The 12,957-nt window shown below is 30.8% G+C and carries 11 protein-coding genes; 9 read left to right on the top strand and 2 right to left on the bottom strand.

Annotated features, from left to right (window positions below):
* The first annotated feature begins 347 nt into the window (after positions 1-347).
* The 5 genes from BQ9840_RS07340 to BQ9840_RS07320 all read left to right on the top strand — a co-directional run bounded on the left by BQ9840_RS07340 (position 348) and on the right by BQ9840_RS07320 (position 7,370).
* Positions 348-1,937, top strand: a complete 1,590-nt coding sequence (locus BQ9840_RS07340) for an NAD(P)/FAD-dependent oxidoreductase (protein ID WP_077369174.1) — start codon at positions 348-350, stop codon at positions 1,935-1,937.
* 86 nt (positions 1,938-2,023) lie between these two features.
* Positions 2,024-2,701: a helix-turn-helix domain-containing protein gene (locus BQ9840_RS12850; RefSeq protein ID WP_077368208.1), complete on the top strand. Its 678-nt coding sequence runs from the start codon at positions 2,024-2,026 to the stop codon at positions 2,699-2,701.
* On the top strand, positions 2,698-3,663 hold the full coding sequence (locus tag BQ9840_RS07330; RefSeq protein ID WP_077368205.1) for an IS3 family transposase: 966 nt from the start codon (positions 2,698-2,700) through the stop codon (positions 3,661-3,663). The genes BQ9840_RS12850 and BQ9840_RS07330 overlap by 4 nt, the downstream gene beginning before the upstream one ends.
* 230 nt (positions 3,664-3,893) lie before the next feature.
* On the top strand, positions 3,894-5,594 hold the full coding sequence (locus tag BQ9840_RS07325) for an FAD-dependent oxidoreductase (RefSeq protein ID WP_077369173.1): 1,701 nt from the start codon (positions 3,894-3,896) through the stop codon (positions 5,592-5,594).
* Positions 5,595-6,008: 414 nt separating this feature from the next.
* On the top strand, positions 6,009-7,370 hold the full coding sequence (locus tag BQ9840_RS07320; RefSeq protein ID WP_077369172.1) for an MATE family efflux transporter: 1,362 nt from the start codon (positions 6,009-6,011) through the stop codon (positions 7,368-7,370).
* An 18-nt stretch (positions 7,371-7,388) separates the two neighbouring features.
* Here BQ9840_RS07320 and BQ9840_RS07315 read toward each other — a convergent pair whose 3' ends face one another.
* Together BQ9840_RS07315 and BQ9840_RS07310 are read right to left on the bottom strand one after the other, a co-directional pair.
* Entirely contained in the window at positions 7,389-8,006 is a 618-nt protein-coding gene (locus tag BQ9840_RS07315; RefSeq protein ID WP_077369171.1) for a response regulator transcription factor, read from the bottom strand.
* A gap of 5 nt (positions 8,007-8,011) precedes the next feature.
* Positions 8,012-9,046 (bottom strand): sensor histidine kinase, encoded by a 1,035-nt coding sequence (locus BQ9840_RS07310; RefSeq protein WP_077369170.1) that lies wholly within the window; start codon positions 9,044-9,046, stop codon positions 8,012-8,014.
* Between the two features lie 177 nt (positions 9,047-9,223).
* On the opposite strand from BQ9840_RS07310, the gene BQ9840_RS07305 reads away from it, so the two are divergent.
* From BQ9840_RS07305 to BQ9840_RS07290, 4 genes are all read left to right on the top strand, one after another.
* On the top strand, positions 9,224-10,156 hold the full coding sequence (locus BQ9840_RS07305) for an ABC transporter ATP-binding protein (protein WP_077369169.1): 933 nt from the start codon (positions 9,224-9,226) through the stop codon (positions 10,154-10,156).
* Position 10,157: 1 nt separating this feature from the next.
* On the top strand, positions 10,158-11,213 hold the full coding sequence (locus BQ9840_RS07300) for an ABC transporter permease (RefSeq protein WP_077369168.1): 1,056 nt from the start codon (positions 10,158-10,160) through the stop codon (positions 11,211-11,213).
* Positions 11,200-12,327: an ABC transporter permease gene (locus tag BQ9840_RS07295; RefSeq protein WP_077369167.1), complete on the top strand. Its 1,128-nt coding sequence runs from the start codon at positions 11,200-11,202 to the stop codon at positions 12,325-12,327. Before BQ9840_RS07300 ends, BQ9840_RS07295 begins: the two co-directional genes overlap by 14 nt.
* Positions 12,328-12,499: 172 nt before the next feature.
* Complete coding sequence (locus BQ9840_RS07290; RefSeq protein ID WP_077369166.1) at positions 12,500-12,946, top strand: MarR family winged helix-turn-helix transcriptional regulator; 447 nt, start codon at positions 12,500-12,502, stop codon at positions 12,944-12,946.
* The last annotated feature ends 11 nt before the right edge of the window (positions 12,947-12,957 follow it).

The following is a 12,957-nucleotide window of genomic DNA, read 5'->3' as shown; positions in this document are numbered from 1 at the left end:
AATTTTTAAAAGAAACCTTTGGAAATGCAGAAATAGCCAAAGGTTTTTTGAATAATTACTTACCTATATTAGATATATATTTAATGCAATGCCTTTTTATAGATTAGGGTAAGTTCACCTTAAATAAGCAATTATAATTAATTCTATTATTTTGTTCAATAAGAAAATAAGAGGAATTCCAATATAGAATTTCTTTTTACTAATCTTATGATGGAAAACAATCATTCCTAAAAAAATGCTAGATTTTATAATCATTTTAAGGGTATAATAATTTAATAAAATATATTGTATGATAAAAAGGTGTGGGCTATAAAAGACTAAATCTTATATAAAGATAAGGAGAAAATATGTTAAGAGTACAAGAAATTAAATTAGCATTAGATGAAGATGAAGAATTATTAAGTGCAAAATTAGCTAAAAAATTGAAGATATCCCAAGAGTCAATCATAAGCTATAGAATTTATAAAAAATCCATAGATGCAAGAAAGAAAAGCGATATTCATTTTGTATATGCAATAGATGTGGAATTAAAGAATGAAGAAAAAATACTAAAGAAGCTTTCTAATAAAAGGATTGTAAAGGTTCCAGAGGTAAGTTACAAATATGAAAAAATAGCCCCACAAAATATTAAAAGACCTGTTATCGTAGGAACAGGCCCTTCTGGATTGTTTGCAGGTTTAGTTTTGGCAAGTACAGGATATAGGCCTATTCTGTTGGAGAGAGGCAAGAGTGTAGATGAGAGAACTGTTGATGTAAGTACATTTTGGAACGAGGGCAAATTAAATACTGAATCAAATGTTCAATTTGGAGAAGGAGGAGCAGGTACTTTTTCTGATGGTAAATTGACCACTCTTGTAAAAGATCCTAGATCTAGAAAAGTATTAGAGGAGATGGTTGAGGCTGGAGCCCCTGAAGATATACTTTATATAAATAAGCCTCATATAGGTACTGATATACTTAGGGTTATGGTCAAAAATATTCGTAACAAAATAATATCTTTAGGTGGAGAAGTAAGGTTTAATAGTAAAGTTACTGATTTAATAATCAAAGATAAGCAAGTAACAGGTGTTAAAATTAATGATGATGAAATTATAAGCTGTGATAAGGTATTACTTGCATTAGGTCATAGTGCTAGGGATACTTTTGAAATGCTATATAAAAATGGAGTGGAAATAACTCAGAAGGGGTTTTCCATTGGTGTTAGAATAGAGCATCCTCAGAGTCTAATAAATGAAAAACAGTACGGCGAATTTGCAAAGCATGAGAAATTGGGAGCTGCTGATTATAAATTATCAGCTCACTTTGACAATGGAAGATCTGCTTATACTTTTTGTATGTGCCCAGGAGGAATGGTTGTTGCTGCGGCTTCTGAGGAGAATATGGTTGTAACTAATGGAATGAGTTTATATGCTAGGGATAAGGAAAATGCCAATAGTGCGTTATTAGTAGGGGTAACACCAGAAGACTATGAAGGGGATCATCCTTTGGCTGGAGTTGAGTTTCAAAGAAAATGGGAGCGTTTGGCATTTGTTGCAGGAGGTAAGAACTATAAGGCACCGGCACAAAAGGTAGGAGACTTCTTAGATGATAGGCCATCTGAGAATATTGGAGATATCAAACCAACCTATAAGCCAGGAGTAAATATGACGGATTTAAGAGAGTGTTTGCCTGAGTATGTAACGGATACACTAAAGAAAGCACTAATTGCATTTGACAAAAATATTAATGGTTTTGCTAATCCTGAAGCTATAATGACAGGTGTAGAAACCAGGAGTTCATCACCTATTAGGATTCAAAGGGATGAAAGTTTTCAATCAAATATTAAAGGACTGTATCCTATAGGTGAGGGAGCTGGATATGCAGGAGGGATAATGTCTGCAGCAATAGATGGAATGAAAGTAGCTGAATATATTTCAAATGTATTTTCTTTAAGTTAATAATATTAAGAAGGTGATAGGAGAATTGATATGATACTCCATAAGTAGACAAGGTAAATAACCAAAACTACTTATGGAGGTTTTTTATGGCAAAATCACCACATACTCCTGAATTTAAAGCGAAAGTATCTCAAGAATATCTTGATGGATTAGGCTCATTCCCTTTTTTAGCTAATAAATATAGTATTGGTCTGCAAACAATACAGTCATGGGTTTCCAAGTATAAACTTTATGGCATTTTAGCTTTTCAAAATAAAGCAGGAAATAAAAAATATACTTCCGAATTTAAAACAATGTGCGTAGAAGCTGTATTATCCGGAGAAGGAAGTGTTAATGATATAACAGCAAAATATAATATTTCAAGTCGTTCTGTTTTAAGTGGTTGGATTTCAAGGTATAATGCCAATATAGAACTCAAGGATTATGATCCTAAAGGGGAGGTATATATGGCAAATTCCAGAAGAAAAACAACTATAGAAGAGCGAAAAGAAATAGTTAAATATTGTATTGAACATAATCGTAATTACAAAGAAGCAGCAAGCCTTTATGATGTTTCATACAGCCAAGTTTACTCTTGGGTTAAAAAGTATGATGATATAGGCGAAGAAGGGCTAATAGATAGACGAGGACACCATAAAAAAGATGAAGAATTAGATGAATTAGAGAAATTACGTCGAGAGAATATTAGATTAAAAAAGAAACTAGAAGAAAAAGATATGGTGGTAGAACTGCTAAAAAAAGTGAAAGAATTCGAAGGGATGTGAGGCTTGGCAAACAACGTAACGAAAATAAGTATCTAGCAATAAAATACTTTTATGAAACAAAAATATGGAGTATTAATTGGATGTGTAAAGTACTTAACATATCAAGAGCATCATACTACAAATGGCTCCACAGAGAAGTACCTCAACAAGAATTAGAAAATATTGAATTAGCAAGATTAATAAAAGAATATGATGAAAGATTTAATCATATTTTAGGATATCGTAGAATGACATCTTGGATTAACCATTTCAATCAAACTAATTACAGTAAAAAAAGAGTCCATAGGATTATGCAAAAATTAGGTATTCACTCAGTAATCCGAAAAAAGAAGAATAAATACATTTCAGTTAAGCCGGAAACAATAGCAGAGAACATATTACAAAGAGACTTTTATGCAACAGAACCAAATCAAAAATGGGTAACAGACATTACAGAATTTAAAGTACCAAGAGAAAAGAAAAAGATTTACTTAAGCGCCATACTTGATTTGTATGATAGGTATCCAGTAGCCTATGTATTAAGTAGTAGAAACGATAACAAATTAGTATTTAAGACCTTTGATAAAGCAATAAAAGATAATCCATTAGCAAAACCAATCTTCCATAGCGATAGAGGATTTCAATACACAAGTAAAGTATTTCAAAGAAAACTGAAAGAACAAGAAATGAAACAGTCAATGTCAAGAGTAGGACACTGTATTGATAATGGACCGGTAGAAGGATTCTGGGGAATAATTAAATCAGAAATGTATCAAATGTATGAAATTACAGATGAAGAGTCCCTAAGATATGCAATTAATGATTACATGCGTTTTTACTCAGAGGAAAGATTACAAGACAGATTTAACTGTAAAACGCCATTAGAAGTTAGGACAGAAGCTTTATCAATTAAAACTCCTATAGAATACCCTATATCTGCGAATAAGAGAATAGAGAAGTACAAAGAAAAATGGACAGCATAAAAACTACCACATAACTTAGATGTCATGTGGTAGTTCATAAAAATTATTTTAGATATTTTACCTGTCTACTTGACAAGGGGCATATCAAATTCTCCTGTCACCTTCTTTTGTGTGCCCAGCAATGAAAAAATTGATTGAACAATGTTTTGAATATATAAAGATATTTGGTTTAAATATAGCATACGTGGGTAATGTATATTATAATGATAAAACCAAAGGGGGCATTCAATATGTCGAAAAAGATTTTGATAATTGGTGGGGTTGCTGGTGGTGCTTCAGCTGCTACAAGAGTTAGAAGACTAGATGAAGATTGTGATATTATCATGTTTGAAAGAGGGCCACATGTTTCATTTTCAAACTGTGCATTGCCTTTTTATTTAAGTGGTATGATTGAGAATCAAGAGGATTTAGTTCTCATGCAGCCAGGAGAGTTTTACAAGAAATTCAGAATAGATGCTAGGGTTAATAGTGAAGTTATAGACATAAATAGAGAGAACAAGGAAGTAAAAGTAAGAAATGTTTTGACAGGAGAAGAATATATTGAAAAATATGATAAGCTGATTATGTCTCCAGGAGCTAATCCTATAGTTCCAGCATTTGAAGGAATGGAGGATGTGCATGTTTTCACCATTAGAAATGTAGTAGATATAGAAAAGTTAAAGGGATTTATAAAAGAAAAAGATGCCAAGGATATTACGGTAATTGGTGGGGGATTTATAGGTATTGAAGCTGCTGAAAACTTGAGATTAGCAGGTTATAATGTGACTATAGTAGAGGCTATGAATCAAATAATGAGGCCTTTTGATTATGATATGGTTCAAATACTTCATAAGGAAATATATGATCATGGTATTAATTTAGTATTGGGAGATAAAGTAGAAAGATTTGAGAAAAATACAGTGGTTTTGGAGTCTGGCAAAAAGATTGAAACTGATGCTGTAGTTATGGCTATTGGTGTTACTCCTGAAACTACTTTGGCAAAAAAAGCTGGACTTGAGATTGGAACTACTGGTGCTATCAAAGTAAATCAAAACTTTAGAACAAGCGATCCGGATATTTATGCTGTTGGAGATGCTATAGAAGTTTACAATAGACTACTTCATACTCATAGCAAACTATCATTAGCAGGGCCAGCTCAAAAGCAAGCTAGAGCAGCAGCAGACCATATTTATGGAAGACCTGTTAACAATACTGGAGTTATAGGTTCTTCTGTAATAAAGGTATTTGACTACAATGGTGCATCGACTGGATTGACAGAAGGGCTTATAAAGGCTACAAATATGCAAGTTGAATATGATTCAGTTACTATTATTCCATTTGATAAGGTAGGGATAATGCCAGATAGTGAGCCTATGCATTTTAAATTAATATTTGAAGTGCCTACAGGAAGAATTCTAGGAGCTCAAGCTATTGGAAAGGGAAATGTAGACAAGAGAATTGATGTTATAGCTACTTTGATTAAATTCAATGGTACTTTAGAAGATTTGAAAGATTTAGAGCTTTGCTATGCTCCACCTTTTGGTACTGCTAGGGATGTTGTTAATTTGGCAGCTCTTGTGGGATTAAATATATTACACAGTTGCTTTAAACAAGTTCATGTTACTGAGGTGAGAGATTTAGTTGAGAATAATGAATGTATCATAGATGTTAGAAGTAAAGAGGATTTTGAGAAGGGACATTTGATCAATGCTGTAAATATACCAATTGTTGAAATAAGAGATAGATTAGATGAGATTCCAAAAGATAGACCGGTTTATGTACATTGTAGATCTGGCCAGACAAGCTACAATGCAGTTATGGCTCTTCAACATCTAGGCTTTGACAATGTGTACAATGTTTCTGGTAGCTTCATGGGTATTTCATATTTTGAATACTTTAACGATAAGGTTTCTGGAAGAAAGCCTATAGTAACAGATTACAATTTTGAATGATAATCATCAGTGCGACAGCGGCGGGACGGTTCTTGCGACAAAAAGAACCGTCCGAGACCACTGAAAAAGTAGCCTTAAAAAATTCCCCTGTCCATTAAATTATTAATAAACCATAATTTTTTTATAAAATATTGAATTAAACCTTAAAACACATAAAAATGAAGATAATTTAGAGGATAGTATGCTTGCTATCCTCTTTAAATTAACTGCTATTGCAGTTAATTTTGCTTGCATAGACATGCTTTTTAAACCGTCCCCGCTGTCGCAATTTTATAGTTGATTGATTTATGGTTTTAGTGTATAATATTTAATGCAATTTCATATGAAGTAGTTTAATTAGAACTTAAAGCAGATGGGCAGCTGATTACCCATGTGCTTTTTTATTTTTGTATTTTGGGACAAGGAGGTTAGAAAATGAAAAAGTTGTTTAAAGACAAGAAGTTTTTTCTTGAGATTCTTACATTGGTTATACCTATAACATTACAAAACTTGATTAGTTCATCATTAAATATGGTGGACAATTTAATGATAGGAAAACTTGGAGAAAACTCTATTGCAGCAGTTGGCCTAGTAAATCAATACTTTTTCATATTCATGTTATGTTTATCTGGGATTAATGCTGGTGCGGGTATATTTATATCCCAATTTTGGGGCAAAAAAGATATTTCAAATATACGAAAGATGTTTGGACTAGACATTGTACTTAGCACTATAGCAGCAATAATATTTTCTATTTTTGGATTTATATTTCCCGGAGTTATCATGAATATTTTCACTAAAGACGCTGTTGTTATAGAATTGGGGGTTAAATATCTAAGAGTAATTTCTATAACTTTTATAATAACAGGTTTAACACAAGGGTATTCCACACTTTTAAGATGCATAGGACAAGCAAAACCACCTATGTTTGGTAGTCTTATAGGCGTGTTAACCAATGCTTTTCTAAATTGGATACTTATATTTGGAAACTTTGGATTTCCTGCTATGGGAGTAGTAGGTGCTGCAATAGCTACAAGTATAGCAAGAACTGTTGAAATGGTTTATGTAATCTCTTCAGCACATAAAAACAACAAAGATATATTAAGTAATATAAAGGAAATAATGGGCTTTAACTATGAATTTGTGAAGGTTTATTTTGGAACATCTTCATCAGTAATCATAAATGAATTACTATGGTCATTAGGGTTAACAGCATATTCAATTATATATGCCAAAATTGGCATAAGTGCAGTAGCTAGTATGCAGATAGCAACCACTATAAACAATATGTTTATGGTTTTGTGTATAGGTATTGCCACTGCGGCTGCTATTATGGTTGGAAACAAGATAGGTGCAGGACAAGAAGATTTAGCAGTTGAATATGCAACTAGATTGGGAATAATAACTCCAATGATAGGGATAGTAACAGGTACAGCACTATGGTTTACAGCCCCTTTGATTACAAAACCATTTAATATAAATGAAGAAACTTTAAGACTAACAATCACTGTTTTAAAAATCATGGCAGTATTCGCTCCATTAAGGTTTTTCAATGTGCTTATGATTGTAGGGGTATTTAGAGGTGGAGGAGATACAGCTTATTCTATGTGGGTACAACTGGGAACAGTTTGGTGTTTTGCTATTCCTGCAGGTTATATAGCAGCTGTTTGTTTTAAATTGCCACTAGATAAGGTATTTTTTATAATTTGTTTAGAAGAAGTAATCAAGGTAGGCTTTGAAGCAAAAAGGCTTCGTTCAAAAAAATGGATTGGCAATGTTGTTGAAGACTTAAGGTGACAGGAATTTTCCTGCCACCTATTTTTCTATTCCGTATTTCATTTTATAATAGTAGATTGCAAGCTGAGTTCTGTCTCTTAGGGACAGTTTTTCAAGCATATTTGAGATATAGTTTCTAACAGTTCCTTCGCTTAAATAAAGTTTTTCTGCAATTTCCTTATTATTTAAGCCATCTGCTACTAGAAGTAATATATCAAATTCTCTATCAGACAAATCTATTTCAACATCTTTTTCTTTGTATTTTTTAATATTCGATACAATTTTTGAATCAAAAACTAAATTCCCAGAGTGAACTGCATTTATTGCAGGAATAATGCCTTTGATATTTTGTTTCAAAATATAGCCTTTACAGCCTAAAGAGAGGGCTGTTGCAATATATTCATCATCTTGGAAAGTTGTGATCAACAGTATCTTAGCTTGAGGATCTATTTTCAAAATTTCTTTGGTTGCCTCTATTCCACTCATCTTTTCCATTCGTATATCCATTAGGATTAGATCAGGTTTATATTTAGTATAAAGTTCAACAGCCTGAAAACCATCATAGCCAACTGCTAATATATCTATTCCATTGGCGTTTATAATAATCTTTAGAGATTCCACTACTAGTGGATCATCATCTACAATAATAATATTCATATGCACTATCCTTTCATTAAAGTCATATGTATTTTAAATCCATCATCAAATCTACAATTGAAAAACCCATTATATTTATCGGCTATTTCTTTCATGGAAAGAAGACCTATGCCTTTATTTCTATCATCAAATTGACTTCCGTTATCTTCTATTAATATAGAATAAAATTTTGGTTGGTTTAATAAGCTTATTTTTATCTTTGTAGCATTAGAATGTTTGGCACAATTGGTGAGGGCCTCCTTAATAACGGATAATATGTCAAATTTTAAATCATAATTAATTTCATCGTCAAATTTATATACTAGTTCAACATCAATATTAGGTATTTCACTACAGAGCTTTTCTATTTGATTTTTCAAGTCTAGAGATTCGTTGTATAGATTGTGGATGCTTTTTCTGATGTCATCCATTCCATTTTTTAAGGTATTCTGAAGGGTGTCTAAGTTTTTTATAACAGTTTCTTCGGTTGAAATCACTTTCAATGCTTCTACTTGTAATATACTACTACTTATTGCATGTCCAATAGAATCGTGAAGTTCTCTTGCGATTCTGTTTCTTTCAGTGAGTATTGCAATATGTATGTTTTTTTCTTTGTCTACTAGGAGTTGCTTATTGTATTTTTCCAAATAAAAGGTATCTTCTTTTAATTCATCTCGTACGGTTTTGTTTTCATCTAGAATTTGATTATATTTTTTTGTCATAGTTGAGAGATAAACTGCTGTGATAGACAATAATAAATTTGCTATAGAAAAGTTCATTAATATTAAAGTAAATGTAAATATAGTGAATATCCCAAAATCTAAATAAACATTGTACAATATCAATGGAAAATAAAGAATAAATGAGCTATTGGAAAAGCATATTATTATAAATAAAAAATAGATAATAGTTCTTATCTTTTTATTATCCATTAAGTCTAAAACCAAAGAAATAACAAGGCTTATGAGAAAACAAACAACTAAATTTTCATGTGGATTTATTTTGTAACTGTTAAATAAACAAAAGGATACAATAATTAATTTTTCCAAAAATCTTCTCATATAGCTACCTCCAGCTGAAAGCCTTAAATTCTATTTTATGTTCTAATTATACTATATTCAATATGAAATACAATTTTCTTTATGACAAATGTCATATTATATTATAACTTTATACACTACAATGAATTTGTTTAAAATCATATAATTAACATAAGATGAAATATGGGAGTGATATTGATGGTTATAAAGGTAAATAATTTAGTGAAAAGATATAAAGAATTAATAGCTCTTGACCATTTTAATATGGAGGTTAAGGAAGGGGAAATTTTAGGGCTTTTAGGGCCTAATGGCTGTGGGAAAACTACAGCTATAAACTGTATACTATCGCTATTAAGTTTTGACAAAGGGCAGATAGAAGTATTTGGAGAGAAAATGACTCCCAATGCCTATAATATTAAAAGAGAGATAGGCCTTGTACCTCAGGAAGTTTCTGTTTTTAACAATTTAAATGTAAAAGAAAATATAGATTATTTTTGTGGATTGTATATAGATGATAAAAAAGTAAGAAAACAATATGTAGAAGAGGCTATTGAATTTGTAGGTTTAAAGGATTATGTAAAGTTTTATCCTAAGAAACTTAGTGGAGGTTTAAAAAGAAGATTAAATATTGCTTGTGGAATAGTTCATAAGCCTAAGCTTATTTTTCTAGATGAGCCTACAGTTGCAGTAGATGCTCAAAGTAGAAATTTCATATTAAATGGGATAAAAAAGTTAAATGAAGAAGGAAGTACCATTATATATACTACTCATTATTTAGAGGAAGCAGAAATGTTATGTAATAGGATTATCATCATGGATAAGGGTAGAAGCTTAGTTTCTGGGACAATTGAAGAATTAAAGTCCATGATAACCACATCTGAAAAGATAGTAGTTGGGTTTTTAGATATTCAAGATGAAATTGTTGAGAAGATGAAGAGTATACCTCATGTCATTGATGTAGAGAGAGAAGGAGAAGATTATATAATTAAGTTTGAAAACGGAATTAACAACTTAGCTAATCTTTTAGATTTTATAAAGGCTAACAATTTAACCTATACAAAGCTTCACAGTCAATTACCTTCATTAAATGATGTGTTTTTGGAGTTAACAGGAAAGGAGCTTAGGGATTAGTATGAAAAATATATTTAGAAATTGTATATACCAAGGAAAGAACTTATTTAGAGATGCTGGTTTTTCCTTTTGGAGTTTGATATATCCCTTAATAATGGCAGTTTTTTTCTATATATCTATTAATGGAGTTTTGAATATGGAACTTGAAAATGTAAATGTGGGAATAGATAGTGAAAATCCTATTAGTTATATATTAGAGGAAATTGAGTTTTTAAATGTTCATAAAATCCCTGAAGATGAGGTTTTAACAAAGCTAGAGGATAGACAAATAGATGCTTTTATAGATGATGATTTAAATATAAAAGTTAATGATTCAGGGATAAATCAAACTATTATTAAAGAAGTAGTAGAACAAATAAGGCAAATGAAAAAGCTAAATAGATCATTTGATAAATATGATTTTTCAGTAGATTATATTTTAGGTAGAAATCAAAAGGCCAATCCATTAGTTATTATGTTTTATTCTCTAATTGCAATGGTTTCAGCGTATGGAGTTTTTGCTGGTATTGAAACTGTTACTTTAATTCAAGCAAATTTATCTAATTTAGGTTCAAGGATTAATATTACTCCATTAAAAAAATATAAATTTCTATTATCTGGGGTTATAGTTGCATTATTACTAAATTTGTTTGCAAATGGATTACTACTTATTTTTATAAAATATGTTTTGAAGATTAACTTATTCAAAGAAATTAAATACAGTGCAATTCTCATATTAATAGGAAATCTATTTGGAGTAGCCTTGGGGGTATTCATAGGTAGTTGTAACAAAAAGAAGGATAGTGTAAAAACCATTATGGCTATATCAATTATATTGTTTTGCTCATTTCTATCAGGAATGATGAACCCTCAGATTAAAGTTATGATTGATGAAAAGGCACCTATTTTAGCTAAACTAAATCCAATTTCTATAATCACCAATAATCTATATAGGATAAATTTATTGGAAAGTACTAAAAGTGTTGGAGAGGGAATATTGATCCTATCTATTGAATCAATAGTTTTAATATTTGCATCCTATATATTTTTAAGGGGGAAAAATTATGACAGTATTTAATTATTTTATAAAAATAGCATTGAGAAATAAGGGGGTTATCATTTCTTATACAATAATATTTTTTATTCTTTCAATAATAAATGGTTCAGGTACTGTTGAAAGGGAAACTAATTTCATTGAAAGTAGATTAAATATAGGAATAATTGATAATTGCAATAGTGAACTGTCAAATAGTTTAAAGAATTATTTAGGGAAAAAGAATAATATAATTGACACTATGGCAGATGAAGAATATATTAAAGAACAGATATTTTTAGAAGTAGCGGATGCAGTGATAATAATTCCAGAGGATTTTGATGAAAAGGTAATCAATAAGGAAAATTCTATACAAATGTACAATGATGATAGGAAGGTAGAATCATTGCAAATTCAAAATCAGGTGAATAAATTTCTAAATTTTGCCAATGCTACTTATGAAAATGGAGAATTTAACTTAGTGGATGTAGCTTCTGCATTAGATGAAAAGGCAGAAGTAGAATTGGTAGAATCTAACAATGAAAGCAGTAACGATGGTGTAGCTAATTGGTTTAAGTATTATTTTAACTTTACTTCGTATATAATTATGGCAATTTATATTGCAGTAATAGGTTTGGTAATGACTGATTTTAAAGATGAAAATATCCAAAGTAGAACAAAGATATCTTCAAAAAAATTTCTACAGTTTAATAAAGAAATGTATTTAGGCCAGCTAATGGTAGCAATTATGATTACAACAATATTTATTTTGGGAAGTATTGTACTTAAGGGAAAATATATTGGAGAAGTGAACTTTGGTAAATATGTATTAAATACAGTAGTTTTCTCATTTTCAGCTCTATGTCTTACATTCTTAATCAATAATGTTACAAAGAATAAATTTGTTATAAATGCATTATCCACTGTACTGTCTCTAGGGACTTCATTTATATCAGGGGTAATGGTACCTCAACAGTATTTATCAGAAAAGGTTTTGACAATAGCGAAGTTCTTCCCAACATATTATTTTGTGAGAATAAATGAAATGACAGTTAATTCTTTTTCGGATATGGGATTTGATATCTTTATGCAACTGTTATTTGCAGTAGTATTCTTATTGATGGGACTATACTTTTCCAAAACAGCACAAAAGGCTTAAGTTTGCGACAGTGGGGACGGTTCTCGCTGTCGCATTTTAAATAGCAATCATTTAGTAGGCTAATGGAATATATATGAACAGATAAAATAACAACTATATATTGACTATGGTATATAATAGTGGTATCATTTATTTTATGTTTAGTAGGCTAAATATAAGTTGGAGGGAAATTATGAATAAGCTAGATAAGGATTCACTGTATTTTATATTCTTAGAAATACTGAGACTTCATTATTATCGTACTCATGTACTTCTTGAGGAAGTGGGAATTTATCCTGGTCAACCACCTATGCTTTTTATATTAAATAACGAAGGCGGCCAGAGTCAAAGTGAATTGGCAGAAAGAATGCAGATAAAGCCTTCTACTATAACAGTAATGTTGAAAAGGATGGAGAAGGAAGGGATTGTAGAACGTAGGAAAGATGAAGTGGATCAGAGAATAACTAGGGTATATATAACTGAAAAAGGTAGAGAATTATGTAATGAGGCTATTAAAGTAATGGATAAGGTTCAAGGGGAATGTTTTGATAATATTACAGCAGAAGAAAAGATAATCCTTAGAAGATTATTTATGCAGATGAGAGACAATCTAAATAATGCAATTGATGGAGATATGTAAGGAGGTAGAGT

It is taken from the genome of Anaerosalibacter sp. Marseille-P3206, assembly GCF_900155565.1.
GTDB lineage: Bacteria > Bacillota > Clostridia > Tissierellales > Sporanaerobacteraceae > FUHM01.
Note: the sequence above shows the minus strand (reverse complement) of the source record. Positions and strands in the feature narration are given on the sequence as shown.